Here is a 24176-nt window from a genome sequence, read left to right as displayed (position 1 = left end):
AGCCAAGCTGGAGCTGGAGCTGGAGCTGGAGCTGGAAGCCAAAGCATGGGATCTGCGGCCTGGCTGCAGGGCCCTTGCCCGCTCACCATCGCGGGACACGCCGCAAGTACGTCCCTGTAGGCGCTTACGCGGCATCCATGCCGCGTAAGGTCCCGCGACGGTGAGCGGGCAAGGACCTGTCGAGATGGTCGGTATGCATTTTTTTATACAGCAGCCAGCACACTGTCTGTTGAGGGGTCCTCACCGATTGCGGGACCGTATGGTGGCATGGATGTCGCCACCTAGCCCCCAGGGATGGGTTTACGGCGTGTCCCGCAAGCGGTGAGGGCATCGCGCCCTCGACCAACCAGGCTGTTTGACTATCCGGAAACACCGCTGCGATTCGGAATCTCGGTTGTCTGCACCAGTTGGACGATGCGGATAGATCAGCGCTAGCGCTGCCGATCCGGCCCACTGCAGCGCCTGTCCGCACGGTGCATGCACGCACCGGCTCAGTCTTCCGATGCAGGCGTTCCATCGCCCTGGTCACGCGCCACCGCTGCACCTGCACGGCTGAAGCGGATTTCCTGCGGCGATTGCAGCGCAATTCCCACCGTTTCCATCCGCTGCAACAACGCGAAGAACAGCTCGCTACGCACCCCGTACGAATCGCGCGGGCTGCGCACATAGGCGAACGAATTGAAGTTGACGTGCCCGCCGGCCAGCGAATCGATGAACACCGCGGGCGCCGGCTCGGCCAGCACCTTGGTGTGCTCGGCAAACAGTTCCAGCAGCATGTCGCGCACCTTCGCCACGTCGGTTTCCAGCGGCACCGAGAACTGCAGCTGCACCCGCCCCATCGGGTTGGACAGCGTCATGTTGCGCACGCTCTTGGTGATCAGTTCCGAATTGGGCACGATCAAGGTGGAGCGATCGCCTACCTGGATCTCGGTGGCACGCACGCTGATCTTGCGCACATCGCCTTCCTGGTCGCCAATCCGCACCCAGTCGCCGATCTTCACCGGCCGCTCGGCCAGCAGGATCAACCCCGACACGAAATTTTGCGTGATCGCCTGCAGACCGAAACCGATGCCCACCGACAACGCACTCAACACCAGCGCAAGCCGCTTCAAGTCCAGACCCAGCGCGGTCAGCCCCCACACCACCACCACCAACCAGCCCAGATAGCGGGCCACCGTGCTGATCGAGTTGCGCGCGCCGGCATCGAGCTCGGTCCTGGGCAGATAGGTGTTGAGCAGCCACTGCTGCACCACGTGCACCACACCCAGGCCCACGACGAATACCAGCAACGCGCGCACGACCGCGGCCGGTGTGATGGTGAGCTCCTTGCCGATTTCGATGCCGTGCGAAACGTTCTCGGCCCAGCCGGTGACCGCCGAGAGATTGGCGCCATACGGCGTGATCAGCGCCGCGATTCCCAGCAGGATCAACACGACACGGAGGACGGCAGACAGCAGCAGACCCAGCTGTACCAGACGTCCGCTGCCCATGCCCAAGGCATGCGCCAACGCACGATTGAAGCGCCCTTCCGGATTGAACACCCAGGTCAGCAGGTCGTCGGCAAACACAACCAGCAAACCGAGCAGGCTGCAGATCAGCGTGATCCAGATGATCTGGCGCGCAATGAACAGCGATAGATTGAGATAACCGAACAACGCCGCCAGCAGCGACACGATCACCGCCACATGCCCCAGCAGGCGGATCAGCACGATGACCCCGCCGCCCCGCGAGACCACCGGTGGCGGCTCGCTGCTATCGTCGCTGGCGGCCCCGGCGCTGGCTGCGCGCGCGCGCAACGACAGGCTCAGTCCGGCCAGTGCCGACAGGATCAGGCCGGCGTACAACAGCGCGGCCACTGCGTCGGTCGCGGTGGCTGCGGCGGCACTGGTACGCGCCACCTCGTTGAGCTTCATCGCCATGCCGCTGAACCAGCTCACCGCGGCGGTGGCCAGGCAATGCACGCGCAGCCGGTCGACGGTGGCGTCGTCCAGCGGGAACAACCGCCAGGTGGGTTGGTGCTTCATCAACAGACTGGCACTGAGCGAGCCGACGAAGGCCGCGATGAAGCTGATGAAGACGAGCGTATCCAGCAACTCGTCCAGATCGGCCGGCACCTGAGCTATGGCACGCAGGCTTTCGGCCAGCACCCAGGCCGCCATGCCCAGACTGAGCGTGCCGACCAGCAGGAACCACAGCGCCAGGCCGGAACGTCGCAACCGCCCGCCCGGCGCACGCGACGCGGCATAACGCCGCCCCAGATGACGCAGAAACATGCGTAACGGGAAGGCCAGCAGCAGCGCGATCGCCACGCCAGTCACCAGGCCGCCAACGCCATTGGCAGCGGTGCCGGCACGCACCGCCTGGACCGCATCGTCGTACAAGCCGCGCAGACGGGTACGATCGTCCGGCCATTGCTGCGCGATCTGCGACCACAGTGCCGGCGATAGCGGTGAGGCAACGCGCGTGGACAGCTGCACACTGAACAGCTGCGCGCGTTTTTGTTCCAGGCGATCTGCAAGTTCGCCTGCTTCGGATGCCAGCAGGTTGGCGCGCTTGAGTTCCGCATCCAGCTTGTTCTTTTCGCTAGTCAGCGCCTTTCGCTGATTTTTCAGATCCGGCGGATCTGTCTTTTGCTCCACGCCCAACCCGTCAAGCCGAACGCTGAGTTGTTTGAGCTGCGGATCCAGCTGACGCGCCAGATCCTGTGCCTGCCGCTGCGCCACGGTCACCTGGTCGGTCAACGCACGCAGCAGGTCGGTATCGGCCTTTTCCAGCCCGGCCTCGCCCTGGTCGAGCACCTTCTGCGCGTCGTCCAGCTGTCTCTGCGCGGTCTCCAGCAGGGAGTCATCGTCCTGGGCGAGCAGCGTGCCTGCACAGGCCAGCCACAGGACGCTGCACAGCAGCACCTGCAATAACACGCTCGAACGGGCGGACGGCACAGAACGAAATCGGGACACAGGCAGGCATCGGACAGGCGCAGGACCGCGCGGTGTCGGCATCTTAAGCCACCGCCCCCGCCCTGCTGCCCGCTGCCATGACGGCGATTCATGCGGACGCAAGCGCAGCATCCGGGAGTGCGGCCACCAGCCAACCAGTGCATGAACATGCGACGCCTTGTCACCTTGCGGCAACACCGGGCTGACGCAGAATCGAGTCACCGCTACGGCAGACGCAGCGGATGACCGCGAAGGAGAACTCCATGCAGATTCAGATCCAGACCGACAAGCACGTGCCGCATGACCCGTCCGTCGTGCAGCATGTCGAGAAGACCTGCACCGCCCAGCTGGCGCATTTCGCCAACGACATCACCCGCGTCGAAGTGCATTTGCGCGACGAGAACGGCCAACGCGGCGGCGCAGCGGATCGAACCTGCAGTATCGAAGCGCATGTCGCCGGCCTGCCCCCGATCGCCGCCACCAACAGCGCCGAAACCACCGCCTCCGCCGTCACCGGCGCCGCCCGCAAGCTGCGCACCGCCATCGAGCACGCACGTGGCAAGCAGCACGCGAGAGCGACCGCGCCGGCACCGGACGGCATCTGATCGCTCAAGGGCAGGGCGTACGCGCTCTGCCCTTGAGCGAGTCCATCGCCGGAGCGGGTTAGCAGCAGCGCTGCCAGCGCAGGACATCGCAGCCTTCGACACCAACGCGGGCGACATGCAACCCCAGCGGCTGGACAGAGCCGCTCAAACACCTGCAGCCCTGGCCCAGAAACGACTTCGGCCCGCTGCAGCGGAATGCCACTGCAGCGGGCCGAACGATGCGATCTGGTGCGCCCGGAGGGATTCGAACCCCCGACCAATGGCTTCGGAAGCCACTACTCTATCCGGCTGAGCTACGAGCGCCTGGCCGCGCATTATGCCAGAACCCGCGCCACCCGCGTGATGCCTTCGGCCGCTGGCATCCGCAGACCCGCTGGCGGGCGGTGCCCAACCTGCCCCGCAGACTCCCTGATGCGCAGCCCGCGCTAACAGGAGCAGCCGACACCGACGCAGCCACCAACCCCCACACCAACTGCTTCGCCGCAGTCCCGAGCACGGACGCTGGCCCGCGCCTATCGACCGACGTTCTTGCAGCCGGCACTTTCATGGCCGCACCCAGATGGCCGCATCCAGGGCGCGCTGCTACCCTTTGCAGCATGAGCAAGCATGGTTTCGAACAGGCACCGGCAGCGCCCGCGCTGACATGGTCCGAGCGGCTGGGGCAATACTGGAAGCTGGTCCGCGGCGATCGTCCGATCGGCAGCCTGCTGCTGCTCTGGCCCACCTGGTGGGCGCTGTGGCTGGCTGCGGGCGGCATGCCGCCGGTGTGGACGTTGTTCGTATTCACCGCCGGGGTCTGGCTGACCCGCTCGGCCGGCTGCGTGATCAACGACTACGCCGACCGCTGGCTGGACCCGCACGTGGAGCGCACCAAGTCGCGCCCGCTCGCCACCGGCGCGGTGTCCGGGCGCGAAGCGCTGTGGGTGTTCGTGGTGCTGATGCTGGTGGCGTTCGGGTTGGTGCTCAGCCTCAACTGGCTGACCGTGGCGCTGAGCGTGCCCGGCGTCTTCCTGGCCGCGAGCTACCCCTATTTGAAGCGTCATACCCATCTGCCGCAGGTCTATCTGGGCATGGCGTTCGGCTGGGGCATCCCGATGGGTTTTGCCGCCATACAAGGCAGCGTGCCGTTGCTGGGCTGGCTGTTGTACGCGGCCAATATCCTCTGGGCGACCGCGTACGACACCTGGTACGCCATGGTCGACCGCGACGACGACCTCCGCATGGGCAGCAAGTCCACCGCCATCCTGTTCGGCAGGTTCGATCTGATCGCACAAGGCGTGCTGTATGCATCGATGTTCGCGGCCTTGGTGCTGGTTGGCTTGCGCGCCGGTCTCACTGTCGCTTACTGGGCCGGGCTGGGCATCGCAGCGCTGCTGGTGGCCTACGAATTCCGCATCGCCCGCCACCGCGAACGCGGCCCCTGCTTCCGCGCCTTCCTGCATAACAACTGGGTGGGTCTGGCGATCTTTGTCGGTATCGCCGCGGCGGTGCGTTAGAAGCCGGGATTTGGGATTCGGGATTCGCTAAAGGCTGTGCGGCAGGCTTTCCGGGCAGGCGATGCCTTTGCAGAACCGTGCTGATGGACCACGCACCGACCTGTCCAGATAGGGCCCGGAGCGCTGAGGACCCCTCCGCAGGCGACAAGCCCCTCTCCTGCAGGAGAAGGGTTGGGGTGAAGGTACGGACCGATGCAACAAGACCGCACCCGCCCTATCGAACGCGCACCGCTCCCAGCCGCACCATCACGGCACCCGCGCGCACACCCAGGCATCGACCCGCTGCACCCCCGCGCGCCGCAAGGCCTGCGCAGCCGCGTGCAGCGTGGCGCCGGTGGTCATCACGTCGTCCACCAGCGCCACGTGTGCGGGCAGGGCGCCGCGTGCGATGAAGGCGTCGCGCAGATTGCGTTGGCGCTCGACGGCATCCAGCTCCGATTGCGGCGCCGTCGCACGCACGCGGCGCAGCAACGGCAGGCACGGCAGCCGCAGCGCGCGGCCCAGCGGTTTGGCCAGCTCAAGCGCCTGGTCGTAACCGCGCTGGCGCAGCCGCTGCCGGTGCAGGCTCACCGGCACCAGGGCCTGCGGCCGCGGCAGGTGTGCGCAGCGCCTGGCCATCAGTTCGCTGAGCAGGCGTCCTGCTGCCAGGTCCTGATGGAACTTGAAGCGGCGCAGCAGCCCGTCCACCGGCCAGCGATACGTAAAGCACGCATGCACGCGCTGCAATGGCGGGGGCTGCTGCAGGCATTGCCCGCACAGCGCCACCCCATCGGAGGCGAACAGCTGGGTGGCGCAGCACAGACAGGCGTGGCCGTGCTCCGGCAGTGCGGCCCGGCACGAGGGGCACAGGTCGCAATCGGACATGCCCGCTTCCGCGCAGACCAGGCACAGGCTTGGCAACAGCAGCCGCAACACCTGTTGCGGCCACCTGTAAACCGAGCCTACTTCTTCAAAGTTGACAGCCTCTTCCATGCTCACCAGACTGCCTGGCTTCCAAGCCGCTGACTGTCAGGAAACTCCGATGTCTGTTGTCGTACGCCATGACTGGGATCGCAAAGAGCTGCAGGCGTTGTTCGATCTGCCGTTCCCCGAGTTGCTGCATCACGCGGCCAGCGTGCACCGCGCACACTTCGATCCGGCCGAAGTGCAGGTCTCCACGCTGCTGTCGGTCAAGACCGGCGGTTGTCCGGAGGACTGCGCCTACTGCCCGCAGGCGCAGCGCTACGACACCGGCGTGACCGCGCAGAAGCTGATGGAGACCGAAGAGGTCGTCGCCAAGGCGCGCCAGGCCAAGGCCGCCGGCGCCTCGCGCTTCTGCATGGGCGCGGCCTGGCGCTCGCCCAAGGAACGCGACATCCCCAAGGTGGCGGCGATGATCCGCGAGGTCAAGGCGATGGGTCTTGAGACTTGCGCCACGCTCGGCATGCTCGACGCCGGCCAGGCGCGCGCACTCAAGGACGCCGGGCTGGACTACTACAACCACAATCTGGACACCGCGCCGGATTACTACGATTCCATCATCCATACCCGCCAGTACCAGGATCGGCTGAACACCCTGGAGCACGTGCGCGATGTGGGCCTGAAGACCTGCTGCGGCGGCATCGTGGGCATGGGCGAGACCCGCGAGCACCGCATCGGCCTGCTGCTGGCGCTGGCCACCTTGCCTGCGCATCCGGACTCGGTGCCGATCAACCAGCTGGTGCAGGTTGCCGGCACCCCGCTGCACGGCACCCAGCAGCTGGACCCGTTCGAGTTCGTGCGCATGATCGCCGTGGCCCGCATCACCATGCCCAAATCGATGGTGCGCCTGTCTGCCGGCCGCGAAGCGATGAGCGACGAGCTGCAGGCGCTGTGCTTCCTGGCTGGCGCCAATTCGATCTTCTACGGCGAAAAACTGCTCACCACCGGCAACCCGGACACCGAACGCGACCAGGCCCTGTTCCAGCGCCTGGGCCTGCGCCCGATGCAGATCACCGTCGACGCCGCCGACCACGACCACCCCGGCACGGTGCATGCAGACATCACCTGCGGCACGGCGTGCGAACACGCGGCCTGACGACAGCGCATCCCGATCCAGGATGAGCCTGCACGGCGCCTGGCCGTTCTCACTGCAGAAGGGCCAGGCGCAGATCCAAACCGGCGCAGGCTCACCGGCAAGTCAACCCGCCCCACCGGCCGTCGGTGCCGGCTGGGCGATGTGACCGCGGCACGCTACGCTAGCGGCCCTTCTTTCGTTGTCGAACTCCCTCATGGCTCGCCCCGATCTGCACGAACGGATTTCGTCGCTGCGCAAGTTGCGCGTCGCTCAGGAACGGGTGCGGGTGCGGCGCCAGGTCGGCCGCCGCGATGGCGTGCGGCTGGAGATCGACGGCCGCTGGCTGACCGGTTTCTGCTCCAACGACTACCTGGGCCTGTCGCAACAGTTCGAAGTGGTCGCTGCCCTGCAGGACGCCGCCGCGCGCGATGGCGCCGGCGCGACCGCCTCGCATCTGATCTGCGGCCATCACACCGCACACGAAACGCTCGAGCGCGACATCGCCGAGTGGCTGGGCTACCCGGCGGCGCTGCTGTTCGGGAGCGGCTTCATCGCCAATCTCGCCGTGCAGCAGGCCTTGCTCAGCGAAGAGGACGATGTCTGCGTGCAGGACCGGCTCAATCACGCCAGCCTGCTCGACGCCACGCGCCTGGCCGGCTGTCGGCTGCGGCGGTATCCGCACCTGGACGTGGAAGGTGCCATGCGCCAGCTCAAGGGTGCGCCCGAGGGGGCGGCGATGCTGGCCAGCGACGGCGTTTTCAGCATGGATGGCGATGTAGCGCCGCTGCGCGCGCTGAGCCTGGTGGCACGCATGCAGGAAGCGATGTTCTATATCGACGATGCGCACGGCGTGGGCGTCCTGGGCCCGCAAGGGCGCGGCTGCGTGGCCGACGCCGGCCTGGGCGTTGCCGAAGTGCCGCTGCAATTGGTGACCCTGGGCAAGGCGCTCGGCGGCTACGGCGCGGTCGTGGTCGGCGAAGAGGCGCTGATCCGCCATCTGGCCGAAACCGCGCGCCCGTACATCTACACCACCGCCCTGCCACCGGCGCAGGTCGCCGCCACCCTGGCCGCGGTGCGGCTGGCGCGTCGCGACGATTGGCGGCGTGCGCGCCTGGTCGAACTGATCGGCACCTTCCGCGATGGCGCGCGTCGGCATGGGTTCGAATTGATGGCCTCCGACACGCCGATCCAGCCGCTGCTGTGCGGCGAGGAAGCCACGGTGATGGCGATGTCGGCCGCACTCGAACAGGCCGGTTTCATGGTCGGCGCGATCCGCCCGCCCACCGTGCCCGAAGGCAAGGCGCGCCTGCGGGTGACCTTGTCGGCGCTGCACACACCGCAGCAGGTGCAGGCCTTGATCGAGGCAATCGTGCAGGCGCGCGATGTGGTCAGCCGGCAACCGCTGCGCGCTTCCGCTTGACGCGTAGCCGGGCAGCGCGCTCGTCGTGCGCAACGCCGGACCGGCGCGGCCAGCACCCAGACACTGGATGGCTCACGCAGACGGTTCGATGCGCACGTCTGCACGCACGCGTGCCGACTGCATGCAGACGTGCGTTGCCGCCGTTGATCGCGCGGCACATCACCGCACCACCCGTGCGCGAACAATCACGGGCACCTGCACTGCCGATCAAGCCACTGCGGCCTCGCTTCCACCCGAGTGCAAGCGACCGCGATGTCGGCAGCTCCGCACCGATGCCGCAGCATCCACACCGGCAAACACTGCCCACGCACCCGCTGACATGGCAATGACCGCGCCCGAGACGCCAATCGCCTCACCGGCGCAACGCCGCGTCTGGGAGGCGTTGTCGCTGCTGTATCTGGACAGCGCGTGCGATGGCGAACACGCGCGCATTGCCCGGATCCTGGCGGCCTCGCCGTTTACGTTGCCGCAACTGCGCACGATGCTGCTGCACGAGGTGCACCCGGCGCTGATCGGCAACCTGCGCAGCGTGGCCGGTGTGTGGGAGGGCTTCGATCCCCGATGGCTGGCCGATACGATCGCCACGCAGCGCGCGCGGCGCTGGCGCTGGCCGGATCGTTGGTGCTGGCGCAGGTATGCGCGACAGCAATGGGCGGTGCTGGCGCCTGCGATCGCTGCAGAGCGCGCAGGTTCTGCACGCTGAGCGCGCGCCAATCGGCGACAATCCGTGCATGCATATCGATGTCATCGGCCATGGGCCCGCGCTGGTTCTGCTGCACGGTTGGGCGTTGCACGGCGGCGTGTTCGCACCGCTGGTGGAGCGGCTGTCCTCGCATTATCAATTGCACCTGGTCGACTTGCCCGGGCACGGCTTCAGTCGCGACGACACCACGCCGTTGGCCTTGCCGTATGTGGTGGCCGCGATTGCCGCGGCCACGCCGCCGGCGGTGTGGGTCGGCTGGTCGCTGGGTGGGCTGTTTGCGCTGCATGCCGCCGCCACTCAGCCGCAGGTGCGCGGGCTGGCGATGATCGCGGCAACGCCGCGCTTCGTGCGCGGCGCCGATTGGGCGGATGCGGTCGAGCGCGAGGTGTTCGTGCAGTTCGGCCAAGACCTGGCGCGCGATTACCGCGGCACCCTGGAGCGCTTTCTGGCCTTGGATACCCTGGGCTCGGCGCATGCGCGCGCCGAACTGCGCAGCCTGCGCGAAACGCTCAGCGCACGCGGCGCGCCGGCGGCCGATGCCCTGCAACAGGGCCTGGGCCTGCTCGAACGCACCGACCTGCGCCGCGCGTTGCCGCAGCTGGCGCGTCCCAGTCTATGGATTGGAGGGCAACGCGACCGGCTGGTGCCTGCCGCCGCCATGCATGCTGCGGCCGCGCTCGCGCCACATGCGCAGGCGCTCACCATCGCCGGCGGCGGCCACGCGCCGTTTCTCGGCCACGCCGATCAGGTGGCCGACGCGCTGCAACGCTTCGTTGCGTCCGTGCCGTGAGCAGATCGCCGATCATGCGACCTCGCTGATCGAGGACGCATCGCATGGATCTTGGAATCGCCGGGCGCTGGGCACTGGTCTGCGCCGCCAGCAAGGGCTTGGGCCTGGGCTGCGCCCGCGCCCTGGCGCATGAAGGCGTCAACGTGGTGATCGCTGCGCGTGGTCGCGCCGCCCTGGACCAGGCCGCCGACAGCCTGCGCACACTGCGCGGCGCCGGAGAGGTGCGCAGTGTCGTGGCCGATATCGCCACGCCGGAAGGACGTGCCGCCGCGCTCGCGGCCTGCCCGCAGGTCGACATCCTGATCAATAACGCAGGCGGCCCGCCCCCAGGCGATTTCCGGCAGTGGGAGCGCGAGGACTGGCTGCGTGCGCTGGACGCCAACATGCTGGCGCCGATCGAGCTGATCCGCACCACCGTCGATGCCATGCGCGCGCGCCGCTTCGGCCGCATCGTCAATATCACCTCCAGCGCGGTGAAGGCACCGATCGACATCCTCGGCCTGTCCAATGGCGCGCGCGCCGGCCTGACCGGTTTTGTTGCCGGGCTGGCGCGCAGCACGGTGGCCGACAACATCACCATCAACAACCTGCTCCCTGGCCAGTTCGCCACCGACCGCCTGCGCGGCAACTTCGCTGCCATCGCGCAACAGCAAGGCAACACTGCGGAGGAGGTCGCCGAGCGCAAGCAGGCAGCCATTCCGGCAGCACGCTTCGGCGAGCCGGACGAATTCGGCGCGGCCTGCGCGTTCCTGTGCAGCGCGCAGGCCGGCTATATCACCGGGCAAAACCTGTTGATCGATGGCGGCAGTTATCCGGGCACGTTCTAGCGCACCTGCCCATCGCACGCATCGATTCCCTCCGCCTCGCCCACCGGCGACAATAGCCTGGCAATGAACAGCACTTTCGACCCCCGCCACGTCCGCCGCGCCTTCGCGCGGGCCGCCACTAGTTATGCCGCCGCCGCCGCGTTGCAGCGCGAGGTGGAAACGCGCCTGCTCGAATCGCTCGACTACCTGGGCGAGCAGGTGCCCAAGGTGGTGCTGGATGTGGGTGCCGGCCCCGGTCATGCCAGCGGTGCGATCAAGAAGCGCTGGCCCAAGGCCCAGGTGATCGCCCTAGACCAGGCCATGCCAATGCTGCGCCAGGCGCGCAAGGCCGCAGGCTGGTGGAAGCCGTTCGCGCAGGTCTGCGCCGATGCGCGCGCGCTGCCGGTGGCTGACGGCAGCGTGGATGTGATCTTCAGCAATCTGTGCCTGCAGTGGGTGGAAGACCTGCCGGCAGTGTTCGCCGGGTTCCGGCGCGCGCTACGGCCGGGCGGGCTGCTGCTGTGCTCGACCTTTGGCCCGGAAACCCTGATCGAGTTGCGCGACGCCTTCGCCCAGGCCGACACCGCACCGCACGTCAGCCGCTTCCCGCCGATCGCGCAGTTCGGCGATGCGCTGCTGATGTCCGGTTTCCGCGACCCGGTGCTGGACCGCGACCTGTTCACGCTCACCTATAACGACCTGCCGGCCTTGATGCGCGAATTGCGTGCGATGGGCGCCACCAATGCGCTCAGCAACCGCCGCGCCACGCTGACCGGACGCGGCCGCTTTGCCGCTGCCAACGCCGCCTACGAACCGCTGCGGCGTCCGGACGGCACCCTGCCCAGCTCCTGGGAAGTGATCTACGCGCACGCCTGGGCGCCGGCACCCGGCGCGCCCATCCGCGAGCAGGGACACGATATCGCCAGCGTCCCGGTAGCCTCGATCCCGATCCGCCGCCGCATCGACTAGCGGCGGTGCAAATCGCCGGCAGCAACGCAGCCGTTGCCGGCGAGACACACAGTTTTGCGACGACACCAATGCTGACCTGTCAGGCTCGGTCGCGACACCCGGTAGAATTCAGCAGTCAATGGCCGCATGTTCCTGTTGCGGCTTGCCTTTTCGACGCCTGAACCGGCGTGGTTAGCAAAATGCAGCACGCAGCCGTCAGGTGGCTGCAGACGGCGCGCAGGAATCTGCATGTACGCGTGGTACATGCCGGTTCCGAGTACCGGCAGCGCCCCCGCCCGGCTGCTGCACTGACGTTTTGATAGCCGCTCTTAGGTTTGCGGCCCCCGTCCCCCAATCGGCCTTCCCAATGTTGAAGTGGCTCATCATCGCGCTGTTCATCGCATCGGCGCTGTACATCCATTACCGCGGTCGCGTGCGCCACCGGCTCAGCCGGCAGTTGCTCGACCATTCCACCTTCATGGCGCCGATCAACGCGCTGATGTACCTGTGTTCGCGCGTGCCGACCACACCGTTCATCGATCCGGGCAAGGAATTCCCCGAACTGGCCCCGCTACGTGCCAACTGGCCGGTGATCCGCGATGAAGCGGTGGCGTTGCAGCAGATGCAGAAGATCCGCGCTGCCGACGGCTATACCGATATCGGCTTCAACTCGTTTTTCCGCCGCGGCTGGAAGCGCTTCTATCTGAAGTGGTACGGCACAGCGCACCCGTCTGCGGCCGAGCTGTGCCCGCAGACCACCGCGTTGCTGAAGTCCATCCCCACGGTGAAGGCGGCGATGTTTGCCGAACTGCCGCCGGGTAGCGAACTGCGTCCACACCGCGACCCCTTCGCCGGGTCCATGCGCCTGCACCTGGGCCTGGCCACGCCGAACGACGACCGCTGCTTCATCGACGTCGACGGCCAGCGGCATAGCTGGCGCGACGGCGAGTGGACCATGTTCGACGAGACCTACATCCACCACGCGCGCAACGACACCGACCAGGACCGCATCATCCTGTTCTGCGATATCGAACGCCCGATGCGCTGGCGCTGGGCGGCGGCGCTGAATCGCTTCGTCGGCCGCAGCCTGCTTTCTGCCGGCGCCTCGCCCAATCAGGAGGGCGACAAGACCGGTGGCATCAACCGCGTGTTCCGGTATTTCTACGCGGCGCGCCTGAAGGCCAAGGCGCTGAAGGAGCGCAACAACCCGCTATACCAGGTGCTCAAGTGGAGCATATTCGTGCTGGTGGTGGTCGGCATCGTGCTGCTGTAACGCCCGACCAAGCGCGTAGGAGCGCACCCGGGCGCGATGAGGCATTGCCGGGGACGCCTCATCGCGCGCAAGCGCGCTCCTACGCAGGTCTGGCCGTGCATGGCGATTGACCAACGCAGGCCAATGCACCGTATGCGGTAACACCGGCCCCTCCGTGTAGGAGCGCACCAGGGCGCGACAGGCATGCCGGTGAGGCCTCATCGCGCGCAAGCGCGCTCCTACGCAGGCCTGGCCGTGCACGGCGATTGACTAGCGCAGGCCAATGCACCGTATGCAGTAACACCGGACCACCCGTGTAGGAGCGCACCCGGGCGGGACCAGGCATTGCCGGTGAGGCCTCATCGCGCGCAAGCGCGCTCCTACGCTGGTCTGGCCCGTGCCCGTCGATGCACTCAGCGCGATACCTGCGCGATCCATTCCTGCAGGTTGTAGTAGTTGGTGACGCGGGTGATGGCGCCGTCGTGCACATCGAAGAACGCACCGCCCGGCAGCACATAGGTCTGCCCGTTGGCTTCCGGCAGGCCTTCGTCGGTGGTGTGGTAGACCCCGTGCACCACGTACTCGGCACCTACGCGCGTGCCGTCGTCGTTGGCGGTGATCACGATGTCGCGCAGCTGCTCGCGGTAGCTGTCGTTCATGCGTTGCAGAAAGGCCGCGAAGTCCGCGCGGCCGATCTCGCGTGCCCCTTGATTGAGATCGTGCGCCACATCGTCGGCCAGGAACGCCAGCATGGCATCCCAATCGCCGCGGTTGAAGGCATCGTAATAGGCCTGGACCAGGCCGATGGCGTGTTGCCGATTGCTCTCGCTCATGCTCGAACCTGCCGCTGGGAAAGCCGCATCATAGAGCGGGTTTGGCGCGCGCTGGGATGCGGTCAGCGTCCGCTCCATCGCTTGCGCCTCCCATCCTCGATGGCCGCGCCGTTGCGCAGCGCACATGACCGAACCGCTGCGGCCAGCGCCCGACCTGTCGGTGCGATATGCCTGAGCACTCCCACCTGCCACCTGCCCGGCAGTGCCAGCTCGATGCCACCGGATGAAACGCGGCAGCGTCAGGCCCCCTGCACTACCAGATCGCGGTGGAAGAAGTAGACCTCCTGCAGCAGGAAGCGCCAGCTGGTGTGGAAGCTGCGAAAGCGCGTACTCGGCGTGGACGAGGCCAGCGCATCCACCCCCAGTTCCTGGCATAGCCGCAACGCGCGCGCCATGTGCAACGGGTCGCTGACGATGATCGCCCGGTGCATGCCGTGTCGCTCCATCAGCGCCCGCGCCTGCAGCAGGTTCTGGCGGGTGGTGCGCGAGCTGGTCTCGATCACGATCGCTTCCGGCGGCACGCCATGACGCAGCGCGTAGCGCCGTGCCACCTGCGACTCGGCAAAGCGCGCGCCATTGCCGAAGCCGCCAGTGAACAACAGCCGTGGCGCATAACCTTGCCCATACAGATCCAGCGCATGCCGGATCCGTTCTTCGAAGACCGGCGACGGGCGCGCATCGTAGGCGGCCGCGCCCAGCACGATGATCACGTCCGCCGGCGCCGCCTGATCGCGATCGCCGACCCAGACGATCCAGCCGGCCACCGCCACCAGCCAGATCAGCGCCAGCATGCATAACCGCCAGCCCCAGCCCCACAGGCCGAGCCCGCGCGCACGCCTGCTCACGCGGCGGCCCACGGCAGCGCGTCCAGATCGACGTTGCCGCCGGACAGGATCAGCCCGACCCTGCGCCCGGCAAACCGCGCCGGCTCGGCCAGCACCGCCGCCAGCGTGATGGCCGAAGACGGCTCCACCACCTGCTTGAGCACCTGCCAGATCAGCCGCATCGCCTGTATCACGGCCGCGTCGTCCACTGTGATCACCTGCGCGTCGCCGGCCTGCAGCAACGCAAAGTTCGGCGCCCCCAGGGTGCCGCGCAGACCGTCGCAGACCGTGTCGGGCACGAAGTCGACCAGGCGTTGCCCGGCCGCCAGCGAGCGCGCGGTGTCGGCCGCTCCGCTGGGCTCGGCCAGCACCAGCGCGCAGCCGGGCGCGGACCGCAGCGCCAACGCCGCACCGGCCGCCAGCCCGCCTCCCCCGACCGGTGCCAGCAGCACATCCAGCCCGCCGCTTTGATGCAGCAACTCCAACGTGGCCGTGCCCTGGCCGGCGATCACGGCCGGATCGGTGTACGGATGCACCAGGGTCGCGCCACTGGTGGCCTGGACCTGGGCACACATCTGCTCGCGTGCCGCGATGGTCGGGGCACACCGCCATAGCGTGGCGCCATGCCGGGAGATATTGGCCAGCTTGGCGGCAACGGCACCTTCGGGCACCACCACATGACAGCCGATCCCACGCGTGCGGGCGGCCAGCGCCAATGCCGCGCCATGGTTACCGGAAGAATGGGTGACTACGCCGCGCGGCGCCAGATCGTCGGGCAGCGACCACACCGCATTGCAGGCGCCACGAAACTTGAATGCACCGCTGCGCTGCAGGTGCTCGGCCTTGAAGAACAGCTGCGCACCGCAGAATGCATCCAGGTGGTGCGAGGTCAGCAACGGTGTCGTCGCGCAGTGCGGCGCGATGCGCGCGGCAGCCTGCAGGACATCTGAATGGGCAAGAGGGACCATCTCGATCATGCCTGCAAGATTAACGTATCGCTCCACTCTTCACGGCTCGCACGCACACCGCCTGCGCATGCTGGATCGATGAAAAAGCGCCACATTGCGACACAGTTAAGGACCGATTCAACGCAACGGTTCGAAAGTGGGATCATGGTTGCAGGAGGGCACCATCCATGAGATTCCGTCTGATCTTCGCCGCCGGGCTACTGGCCCTGAGCGGCTGCGCAACCTACGACTACACCGGAGGTGGATCGGGTGGCTATTACCGTGGCGCGCCCGCCGTGCAGTATCGCTATCCACCGGGGTACTCACCCTACTCCTACGGCGGCCCCTACGGCGCTCCCTATGGTGCCGGTGCGATCGGGCTATACGACTACCCGGTGTATCCGGTGTATCGCGGCGGTGGCTACTACTATCGACCGTACGATCGCCGCCCGCAGTACCGCCCGCAGCGCCCGAACGGCTCGTTCAACCATGGCCCGCGGCCGAGCGGACCGCGGCCGCAGCGCCCGAATTCGCCACCGGCGACTGGCGCGCCGCCCGCACGGCCGCCGGCACGGATCGGTGCACCGCCACGCGTGATTCGCGAAATCCAGCGCCAGACCGCGCCACGCAACCCCCGCCAGCAAATTCCGTGACAAGCTGACTGCGACGCGCCCCACAAATGCCAACATTGGGGGCTTGCGTTCAGCCAGCACTTGGTCGCAAGCTAGGTGCTCTGTGTGACCTGCCGCGTCATGTTCTGACACGGCCCGCCTCACTGACCGACTTATGTCGATGTCCGACAGGGAAATCTGGATCCCCCCTGTTCCGGCCCTGTCGGATATCGGCGCCTTCAATGCATAAAGCCCCGGCATGCCGGGGCTTTATGTTTTTGTCGCACCAGAGGCGGTGTCGCTTCAGGGCCGTGCGGGTCTTACGCGTCGGCGCGGTCCAGAAATCGTGCCGGCAGTGCCGGGTTGCAGAAAAAAATAAGGGTCGGCAGTCCCCCGACTACCGACCCTTACGCTACCCCGTCGCACGCGCGGCTGGCCCCTGTTCCAATTCCAGCCTTTGCGCCCATGTCGCAATGCCACGACGGGTGCAGTAGGGATATCCGCACGAAACATGCCAACTTGAGGGCCACTATTCAATAATGTGACTCACATCACATATTTGGCGATTTAGTGACCACGCGAGCGCTTCAGCCGATACTTCCGCAGCCGCTTCCTTCTCTTTGCTGATCAGTCCAGACCCATGTCCGACCCTTTCTATCGCTTCGACGTCATCGTGATCGGCGGCGGCCATGCCGGCACCGAGGCCGCGCTGGCGTCCGCGCGCGCCGGTGCCCGCACCTTGCTGCTGACCCACAACATCGAGACCGTGGGCGCGATGAGCTGCAATCCGGCCATTGGCGGAATCGGCAAGGGGCACCTGGTCAAGGAGATCGATGCGCTGGGAGGCGCCATGGCGCGCGCGGCGGATCTGGCCGGCATCCAGTGGCGCACGCTCAATGCGTCCAAGGGCCCGGCAGTACGCGCCACCCGCTGCCAGGCCGACCGCAACCTCTATCGCAACGCCATCCGTCGCATCGTCGAGGCCCAGCCCAACCTGACCGTGTTCCAGGCGGCGGTGGACGATCTGATCATCCACCACGGCGCAGGCGAGGCCGACAGCGTGCGCGGGGTCATCACCCAGACCGGGCTGCGCTTTGAGGCACCGGCAGTGGTGCTGACTGCCGGCACCTTCCTGGCCGGCAAGATCCATGTCGGCGAGACCCAGTACGCCGCCGGGCGCATGGGCGACCCGCCGGCCACCACGCTGGCGGCGCGCCTGCGCGAGCGGCCGTTCGCGATCGACCGGCTCAAGACCGGCACCCCGCCGCGCATCGACGGGCGCACGCTCGACTACAGCGTCATGCAGGAACAGCCGGGCGACGACCCGCTGCCGGTGATGTCGTTCATGGGCCAGGTTGGCGATCACCCGCGCCAGGTCAGCTGCTGGATCACTCACACCACCGAGCAGACCCACGACATCATCCGCGCTGCGCTGCATCGCTCGCCGCTGTATTCGGGGCAGATCGAAGGCATCGGCCCGCGCTACTGCCCGTCGATCGAGGACAAGGTGGTGCGTTTTGCCGACAAGACCAGCCACCAGATCTTTGTCGAACCCGAAGGCCTGGAAGTGACCGAGATCTATCCCAACGGCATTTCCACCTCGCTGCCATTCGATGTGCAGCTGGCGCTGGTGCGCTCGATCCACGGCTTTGCGCAGGCGCATATCACCCGCCCCGGCTACGCGATCGAATACGACTTCTTCGACCCGCGCGGGCTCAAGGCCTCGCTGGAAACCAAGGCGGTAGGCGGGCTGTTCTTCGCCGGCCAGATCAACGGCACCACCGGTTACGAAGAGGCCGCCGCACAAGGCCTGCTCGCCGGCCTCAATGCCGCCCGTCATGTGCAGGGCCTGCCGGCCTGGTCGCCGCGCCGCGACGAAGCCTACCTGGGCGTGCTGGTGGACGATCTGATCACCCACGGCACCACCGAGCCGTATCGCATGTTCACCAGCCGCGCCGAATACCGCCTGCAGCTGCGCGAGGACAATGCCGATGCGCGCCTGACCGGCGTCGGCCGCGCGATGGGGCTGGTCGACGACGCGCGTTGGGCGCGGTATTCGGCCAAGCAGGAAGCGGTGCAGCGCGAAAGCGCGCGCCTGTCGGCGCTGTGGGCGACGCCGGGCAATGCGCTGGGCCGCGAAGTGGCGCAGACGCTAGGCGTGTCGCTCAGCCGCGAAACCAATGTGCTGGACCTGATCAAGCGCCCCGAACTCAACTACGCCACGCTGATGCGCGTGCCGACCCTGGGGCCGGGCGTGGACGATACGCAGGTGGCCGAACAGGTGGAAATCAGCGTCAAGTACGCCGGTTACCTGGATCGCCAGCGCGACGATATCGCGCGCCAGCAACGTCAGGAAACGACGCCGATTCCGGAAGGATTCGACTATGCCGGCGTGCGCGGCCTGTCGATCGAAGTGCAGCAAAAACTCGAACGTGTGCGTCCGCAACACATCGGCCAGGCGCAACGCATCCCGGGCATGACGCCGGCAGCGATTTCGCTGCTGCTGGTCCATCTGGAGCGCGCGCGCCGCAACCAGGTGGCGTAGCCGCCGCCATGCGCCCGGACGCCTCTGCGCGCGCTGGCTATCATGGGGCACGTCATCCGCAAGGACAGCTACAACATGGACATCCACCCCATCGCAGCGGACAAGCGCGAGGCCGTGCTGTCGGCCCTGCGCGACATCGAACGGCAGCACGACGTGCGCATCCTGCTGGCATGCGAATCGGGAAGCCGCGGCTGGGGATTCTCCTCGCCCGACAGCGATTACGACGCACGGTTTGTCTACGTCCATCGTCGCGATTGGTATCTGACGGTCAACGAGAACACCGGCCCCAACGAGCCGCAGCGCGACGTGATCGAACTGCCGATCTCCGACGATCTGGATGTCAGCGGCTGGGACCTGCGCAAGGCCTTGCGGTTGGTCTCCAAGTCCAATCCGACGCTGCTGGAATGGCTGCATTCGCCGGTGGTCTATCGGCAGGATGCGGTGGCCGTCGCGCAGTTGCGCGCGATCTCGACGCAGTTCTATTCGCCGCTTGGCACCTGGTGGCATTACTTCAACATGGCCAAGAGCAACTACCGCGGCTACCTGCGCGGCGAGCGGATTCGCACCAAAAAGTATCTGTACGTGTTGCGCCCGATCCTGGCCTGCCAATGGATCGAGCGCAGGCAGGACATGCCGCCGATGGCGTTCGACGTATTGCTGGAAGAACTGTTGCCCACCGGTGAGCTGCGTCACGAGGTGGATCGTCTGCTGGCGCTCAAGCGCGTCTCCACCGAAGTGGAAGATGGGCCCCGGATTGCGCCAATCAGCGATTTTCTGGAAGCAGAACTCGACCGCATGGGCACGTCGCAGCCACACCTGCCTGCCGGCAGCGGGCGTTCGGATGCCCTGGACACCGTGTTTCGGCAAATGCTTTCCAACGAGGCTGCATTGCCCTGATCCATTGTTGCGGGCCGTCGGCCTGGTGAATCGATCGCCAGCCGCTGCAGCGCTGTCGGCGTTGGCGTATCGCGCTGGTCGAGCGGAAGGCAAATAAAGACACGCCACCTCGCCCGCTATCTGCGCGCGCTGCCCTCGAATGCACTGAAACGATGGAATATCCCGATTAGCGAAGCGACAGGCGAACAGAGGCGCTGCAGGTGGATCAGACGGTCGATGGGAGCACAAGAGATGTTGCTATGATTTGCCAACGACGACACATTCGACTAAATGAACGCATTTGGCACGCTACGGACCGCAACGTTTCGCATCGCCGGCCCTGTTCTGCTTTTACTGCTGGGAAGTCTCTCCACGGCCCATGCCGCTACTGAAGAAGATGGCCGGTATTGGCTGAGTATCTACGCCCAGGGCAAGCTGCCGGTGGAAAACCTTTACTGGAGCATGGATATTCATCCGCGCTGGCGCGAGGAAGGCGAGCAGTTCGATCAATTGATCCTGCGCCCTGCGGTGTTTTACCGGCTCAATCCCAAGGCCAGCGTCTGGATGGGCTATGACACCATCATCAGCCACCCGGCAGGCCAGCCGTCCAACCGCGAGAATCGCTGGTGGGGACAGTTTCAATATCAGTTCGATCCGATCGCCGAGATCAGCATCACCAGCCGTACCCGCCTGGAACAGCGTCACCGCGAAGACTTCAGCGATGAAGGCTACCGCGTGCGGCAAATGATTCGCGCCGTGCGCCCGAGTGGGTTCAACCCGAAGTTGTCGTGGGTGGCGTTCAACGAGCTGTTCGTCAATCTCGATCAGACCACGTGGGGGGCGCGCCGCGGCATCGATCAGAACCGCGTCTTTGTCGGCATCAACTGGAAATTCAACGCCATCTCCAATGTGGACGTCGGTTATCTCAACCAGTTCGTCAATACGCGTGCGGTGGATCGGGAAAACCACGTCTTGATGACGACGTTCCGCTTCAATTTCTAGACGCCGCGGTAGCGCCCCGGCACCGGGTGCCGGATCGCGCGGGCGTTTGTTCGGGTGGATCGCATTGGCGCGATTGCATCGGCGTCGCGCACCAACGCGGCCTGCACGCCATGAGGCTGAGCGTGTCGTCGATCTGGGCGACACGCACGATCACACCGGCAACAACCGCTGTCGCAGCACGTCGGCAAACATGTCCACGGTCGTGTCGGCTGCCTGGATGATGCTGCCCATATGGATGAAGCCGTGCACCATGCCGGGGAAGGTGTGCACGCTGACCTCGACGCCGGCTGCGCGCAGGCGCTCGGCGTAGCGCAGGCCTTCGTCATGCAGGATGTCGCGCTCGGCCAGCACGATCAGGGCCGGCGCAACGCCGCTCAGATCCGGCGCCAGCAGCGGCGAGACGCGCCAATCCAGGGTGATGGCCGGGTCCTTGATGAAATGCTGGTTGAAGAACTGCGTGGCCTGCCGGGTAAGCGGCGGGATGTCGGCATTGGTGGTGCGGGACGGATGCTCGCCACTGTCCTGGCGCGTGTCCGTCAGCGGGTACAGCAATAGCTGACAGCGCAGCGCAATGCCGGCATCGCGTGCGGCGATTGCAGCGGCAGCCGCCATCGCACCGCCGATGCTGTCGCCGGCCACCGCCAGGCGCTGCGGGTCTGCCCCAACCTGCTCGGGATGCGCGGCCAGCCACTGCAGCGTGCCGATGACATCCTCCACCCCGGCAGGTGCGGGATGCTCCGGAGCGAGCCGGTAATCGACGGCCAGCACCTGGCAACCGGCGCGTGCGGCCAGCTGCCGGCAGACATCGTCATGCGAATCCAGATCGCCCACCACACCACCGCCACCGTGCACGAACAGCAAGGTGGGCGCAGGGCCATCGCTCAAGCCCTGGGGGCGATAGAGCCGCAACGGCACGCTGCCGGCAGCGGTGTCGGCATGTACGGCACGCAGCTGCGCCATCTCCAGCACCGGGAAGCCGAGTTGGGCCCCCATACCACGCATCATTGCGCGTGCCTCTGCCAGCGGCAGCGTTTCCATCGGCGGCTGGGCGGCCTGCTGCAGCACGGTGAACAAGCGAACGACATCGGGATCGAACATGGCGGTCTCGCTGGTGGTGAACGACTGCCGAGTCTGCCTGATACTTATTTTTAATAACAATTAATCTGAATAATGATTCGGCAAGATGACGGCCGATAACTTGAGCGCGCCGGTGCTGGCTTGATACACAAGCGCTTGGGCCTGCACGCGTGAGATCTCGCGCAGATGCGAGCACGCAGTGGCGCTGCCGATTGCTGCATTGCATCGCGCGCATGCGCAACTGCCCGGCGGGTGCGCAGACCTGCACGCGCAGGCAGGGCGGGATGAATCGGCAACTTGCCCTTCGTTGACGGCAACTTCCGAAGGTACCCGGATCCCACGTTGCTGCGTTCGCGCCGTTACGCAAACGACGTCTTCGCGGCTGGAGGATGCAGCGTGAACCGCGCCAACGCCTCCCGTTGCACTGGCAGCGTGCGGTCATGACGCACGCAACGATCAATCGTCGTCTTCGGCAGCGGCTTCGCGCCCTTGCTGGCGGATGAGATTTTCCTGCCGCGCGTCTTCGATCGAGGCGCGGATGGCGCGCACGTCGGCGCGCTTGGTATCGAACTTGAAGCGGCCGGTGAGCGCGCTGTCCGGGCGCAACTCGCCCTTTTCGTAGAGCGCCCACATCTCTTCGCCGTAGTGGGTGTCCAGCAGGTCCGGGGCGAAGCGGCCCAGGCAATCGCGCAGGTTGTGCACATCGCGCAGCAGCATGTCGCGCGCGGCATTGTTGCCGGCGGCGCTGACCACCTGCGGGAAATCGATCACCACCGGGCCCTCGGGCGAGACCAGCACGTTGTATTCGGACAGATCGCCGTGCACCAGGCCGAGCGAAAGCATCTTGACCACGTCGCCGATCAGGCTGCTGTGGAATGCGCGTGCCTGCTCCGGCTCAAGCTCCACTTCGCCCAGACGCGGTGCGCTATGGCCGGCTTCGTCGGTGACCAGATCCATCAGCAGCACGCCATGAAAATAACCGCGCGGCTTGGGCACGTGCACGCCGGCATCCACCAGCTGGTAGAGCGCGTCGGCTTCGGTGTTCTTCCATGCGGTCTCGGCTTCGCGGCGACCGAACTTGGTGGCCTTGCCCATTGCGCGCGCCTGGCGGCTGCCGCGCACCTTGCGGCCCTCCTGATATTGCACGCGCGCCTGGAAGCTGCGTTGCGCCATGTCCTTGTAGACCTTGGCACACAGGATGTCCTCGCCTGCGCTGACCACGTAGACGGAGGCTTCCTTGCCGCTCTTCAGTGGTCGCAGCACTTCGTCGATGACACCGTCGTCGATCAGCGGCTGCAGGCCCTTGGGGGTTTTCATGGACGAGGGGGACCGATCCGAAACAAGTCAGCGGCGATTATGCGGCAAGCAGGATGAAGTGCTTACATGCGATGCACACAGTGCGACCGGAGGCAGGCATTGGCGCGAGCGCTTACCATGCGGGGACCTGCCTGACGCGCGATCCGATGCCCGAGCCCACCGCCAGCCGCCGCAAACGTCCTGCCGCCGTCGCCGCGCCCGGGAGCGAGCGCGGCCTGCCGTACGAATTGATGCAGCAGATTGCCGCCGCCCAGGGCGACCCGGACTTCATGACCTCGCTGGGGCGCGGCCTGGTGGTGCTGAGCGTGTTCGCCCAGCACCCGCGCGAGGTGACAATGTCGCAGATCAGCCTGGAAACCGGCATCTCCCGCGCAGCGGTGCGGCGGGTGCTGCACACGCTGGCCAAGCTGGGCTATGTCGGCGAGCAGGGCCGTGGCTATGTGCTGTTGCCGCGCGTGCTGGGGATTGGCGGCGCGTATGCGGCGTCTTCGGCGATGACCGCGGCCGCGCAGCCGGTGCTGGACGGGCTGCGCGACCAACTGCACGAATCCTGCTCGCTGGGCGTGCTGGATGGCGACGACCTGCTGTACGTGGCGCGCGCGGAGACGGTGCGGATCATGTCGATCGGGCTGCGCCCGGGCACGCGGTTGCCGGCGTATTGCACGTCGATGGGCCGGGTATTGCTGGCCGCCCTGCCCGCAGACACCTTGCAGGCCTATCTGGAGCGCACCACGTTGCGCCCGCGTACCGACCGCACGGTGACCCAGGCGTCGGCGCTGCTGGAGATCCTGGCGCGTGCGCGCCGCGAAGGCATGTGCCTGACCGATCAGGAACTGGAAATCGGCCTGCGCTCGATCGCGGTGCCGGTGCGCAACCTGCGTGGCGAGGTGATTGCCGCGCTCAACATCGGCGCGCAGGCCGGGCGCGTCAGCCTGCAGACCATGCAGACACAACTGCTGGACCCGTTGAAGCTGGCGGCGCAGCGCCTGGGAGCGTTGCTGAGCTGACGCGGGCGGCGCGTCCTAGGTGATGGAGCAGCGCGATTCCGAGTGAAGGCCAAGATCCTGGCGCAGCGCATGGCGATGCCGCACACCAACGCGAGCTACCTTACGCGCAGCTGCAGCGCATTGTTTGGCATGCAGCCAGCAGCGCG

Annotated in this window: 21 protein-coding genes, 1 tRNA gene and 1 other RNA gene; 14 read left to right on the top strand and 9 right to left on the bottom strand. The window is 66.6% G+C overall.

Annotated features, from left to right (window positions below; all coding sequences use genetic code 11):
• Positions 1–491: 491 nt before the first annotated feature.
• Positions 492–2999 (bottom strand): DUF3772 domain-containing protein, encoded by a 2508-nt coding sequence (locus FHY19_RS22165; RefSeq protein ID WP_259168624.1) that lies wholly within the window; start codon positions 2997–2999, stop codon positions 492–494.
• Positions 3000–3199: 200 nt separating this feature from the next.
• Between FHY19_RS22165 and FHY19_RS22160 the strand changes: the two genes are divergently transcribed.
• Positions 3200–3541 carry an HPF/RaiA family ribosome-associated protein gene (locus FHY19_RS22160; RefSeq protein ID WP_259155887.1) on the top strand — a complete coding sequence of 114 codons (342 nt, stop codon included), beginning with the start codon at positions 3200–3202 and terminating at the stop codon, positions 3539–3541.
• Positions 3542–3767: 226 nt separating this feature from the next.
• On the opposite strand, the gene FHY19_RS22155 is transcribed toward FHY19_RS22160, so the two are convergent.
• Positions 3768–3844 (bottom strand) — tRNA-Arg (locus FHY19_RS22155).
• A 293-nt stretch (positions 3845–4137) separates the two neighbouring features.
• Between FHY19_RS22155 and ubiA the strand changes: the two genes are divergently transcribed.
• Complete coding sequence (ubiA, locus tag FHY19_RS22150; protein WP_259168623.1) at positions 4138–5037, top strand: 4-hydroxybenzoate octaprenyltransferase; 900 nt, start codon at positions 4138–4140, stop codon at positions 5035–5037.
• 246 nt (positions 5038–5283) lie between these two features.
• Here the strand turns inward: ubiA and FHY19_RS22145 are convergent, their stop codons facing one another.
• Complete coding sequence (locus FHY19_RS22145; RefSeq protein ID WP_259168621.1) at positions 5284–6009, bottom strand: ComF family protein; 726 nt, start codon at positions 6007–6009, stop codon at positions 5284–5286.
• 49 nt (positions 6010–6058) lie between these two features.
• Between FHY19_RS22145 and bioB the strand changes: the two genes are divergently transcribed.
• The 6 genes from bioB (at position 6059) to bioC (ending at position 11760) form a co-directional block, all read left to right on the top strand.
• A complete protein-coding gene (gene bioB, locus FHY19_RS22140; protein ID WP_259168619.1) occupies positions 6059–7093 on the top strand; it encodes a biotin synthase BioB in 1035 nt (344 codons plus the stop codon).
• Positions 7094–7286: 193 nt separating this feature from the next.
• Complete coding sequence (gene bioF / locus FHY19_RS22135; RefSeq protein ID WP_259168618.1) at positions 7287–8492, top strand: 8-amino-7-oxononanoate synthase; 1206 nt, start codon at positions 7287–7289, stop codon at positions 8490–8492.
• A gap of 319 nt (positions 8493–8811) precedes the next feature.
• Positions 8812–9195 carry a hypothetical protein gene (locus FHY19_RS22130; protein WP_259155893.1) on the top strand — a complete coding sequence of 128 codons (384 nt, stop codon included), beginning with the start codon at positions 8812–8814 and terminating at the stop codon, positions 9193–9195.
• A 28-nt stretch (positions 9196–9223) separates the two neighbouring features.
• Positions 9224–9985: a pimeloyl-ACP methyl ester esterase BioH gene (gene bioH, locus FHY19_RS22125; RefSeq protein WP_259168616.1), complete on the top strand. Its 762-nt coding sequence runs from the start codon at positions 9224–9226 to the stop codon at positions 9983–9985.
• A 44-nt stretch (positions 9986–10029) separates the two neighbouring features.
• Complete coding sequence (locus FHY19_RS22120; protein ID WP_259168614.1) at positions 10030–10812, top strand: SDR family oxidoreductase; 783 nt, start codon at positions 10030–10032, stop codon at positions 10810–10812.
• Between the two features lie 63 nt (positions 10813–10875).
• Positions 10876–11760 carry a malonyl-ACP O-methyltransferase BioC gene (bioC, locus tag FHY19_RS22115; RefSeq protein ID WP_259168612.1) on the top strand — a complete coding sequence of 295 codons (885 nt, stop codon included), beginning with the start codon at positions 10876–10878 and terminating at the stop codon, positions 11758–11760.
• Between the two features lie 169 nt (positions 11761–11929).
• Here the strand turns inward: bioC and FHY19_RS22110 are convergent.
• Positions 11930–12005, bottom strand: a non-coding RNA gene (locus FHY19_RS22110) — sX9 sRNA.
• Positions 12006–12106: 101 nt separating this feature from the next.
• On the opposite strand from FHY19_RS22110, the gene lpxO reads away from it, so the two are divergent.
• Positions 12107–13012: a lipid A hydroxylase LpxO gene (lpxO, locus tag FHY19_RS22105; protein ID WP_259155899.1), complete on the top strand. Its 906-nt coding sequence runs from the start codon at positions 12107–12109 to the stop codon at positions 13010–13012.
• Between the two features lie 392 nt (positions 13013–13404).
• Here the strand turns inward: lpxO and FHY19_RS22100 are convergent, their stop codons facing one another.
• The 3 genes from FHY19_RS22100 to FHY19_RS22090 all read right to left on the bottom strand — a co-directional run bounded on the left by FHY19_RS22100 (position 13405) and on the right by FHY19_RS22090 (position 15625).
• A complete protein-coding gene (locus tag FHY19_RS22100; RefSeq protein WP_259168611.1) occupies positions 13405–13824 on the bottom strand; it encodes a nuclear transport factor 2 family protein in 420 nt (139 codons plus the stop codon).
• Positions 13825–14063: 239 nt separating this feature from the next.
• Positions 14064–14681, bottom strand: a complete 618-nt coding sequence (locus FHY19_RS22095) for a YdcF family protein (RefSeq protein ID WP_259155901.1) — start codon at positions 14679–14681, stop codon at positions 14064–14066.
• Entirely contained in the window at positions 14666–15625 is a 960-nt protein-coding gene (locus tag FHY19_RS22090; protein WP_259168610.1) for a pyridoxal-phosphate dependent enzyme, read from the bottom strand. Before FHY19_RS22090 ends, FHY19_RS22095 begins: the two co-directional genes overlap by 16 nt.
• Before the next feature lie 158 nt (positions 15626–15783).
• Between FHY19_RS22090 and FHY19_RS22085 the strand changes: the two genes are divergently transcribed.
• The 4 genes from FHY19_RS22085 to FHY19_RS22070 all read left to right on the top strand — a co-directional run bounded on the left by FHY19_RS22085 (position 15784) and on the right by FHY19_RS22070 (position 20629).
• Positions 15784–16248 carry a hypothetical protein gene (locus tag FHY19_RS22085; protein WP_259168607.1) on the top strand — a complete coding sequence of 155 codons (465 nt, stop codon included), beginning with the start codon at positions 15784–15786 and terminating at the stop codon, positions 16246–16248.
• Between the two features lie 598 nt (positions 16249–16846).
• On the top strand, positions 16847–18751 hold the full coding sequence (gene mnmG, locus FHY19_RS22080) for a tRNA uridine-5-carboxymethylaminomethyl(34) synthesis enzyme MnmG (RefSeq protein WP_259168605.1): 1905 nt from the start codon (positions 16847–16849) through the stop codon (positions 18749–18751).
• A gap of 42 nt (positions 18752–18793) precedes the next feature.
• The gene (locus tag FHY19_RS22075; RefSeq protein WP_259168604.1) at positions 18794–19648 is read left to right on the top strand and encodes a nucleotidyltransferase domain-containing protein; all 855 of its coding nucleotides are present in this window, start codon (positions 18794–18796) and stop codon (positions 19646–19648) included.
• 270 nt (positions 19649–19918) lie between these two features.
• The gene (locus tag FHY19_RS22070; protein ID WP_259155906.1) at positions 19919–20629 is read left to right on the top strand and encodes a DUF2490 domain-containing protein; all 711 of its coding nucleotides are present in this window, start codon (positions 19919–19921) and stop codon (positions 20627–20629) included.
• A 150-nt stretch (positions 20630–20779) separates the two neighbouring features.
• Here FHY19_RS22070 and FHY19_RS22065 read toward each other — a convergent pair whose 3' ends face one another.
• On the bottom strand, positions 20780–21727 hold the full coding sequence (locus FHY19_RS22065) for an alpha/beta hydrolase (RefSeq protein ID WP_259155907.1): 948 nt from the start codon (positions 21725–21727) through the stop codon (positions 20780–20782).
• A gap of 435 nt (positions 21728–22162) precedes the next feature.
• Positions 22163–23023, bottom strand: coding sequence for a PA4780 family RIO1-like protein kinase (locus tag FHY19_RS22060; protein WP_046964796.1), 861 nt, complete (start codon positions 23021–23023; stop codon positions 22163–22165).
• A gap of 146 nt (positions 23024–23169) precedes the next feature.
• Here FHY19_RS22060 and FHY19_RS22055 point away from each other — a divergent pair, with 146 nt between their 5' ends.
• Positions 23170–24030, top strand: coding sequence for an IclR family transcriptional regulator C-terminal domain-containing protein (locus tag FHY19_RS22055; RefSeq protein WP_259155908.1), 861 nt, complete (start codon positions 23170–23172; stop codon positions 24028–24030).
• Positions 24031–24176 lie beyond the last annotated feature (146 nt).

Origin of the sequence: Xanthomonas sp. 4461 (assembly GCF_024806475.1) — a bacterium.
GTDB classification, from domain to species: Bacteria; Pseudomonadota; Gammaproteobacteria; order Xanthomonadales; family Xanthomonadaceae; genus Xanthomonas; species Xanthomonas arboricola_F.
The sequence above is the reverse complement of the archived record's forward strand: the minus strand, read 5'-3'. Positions and strand labels throughout refer to the sequence as shown.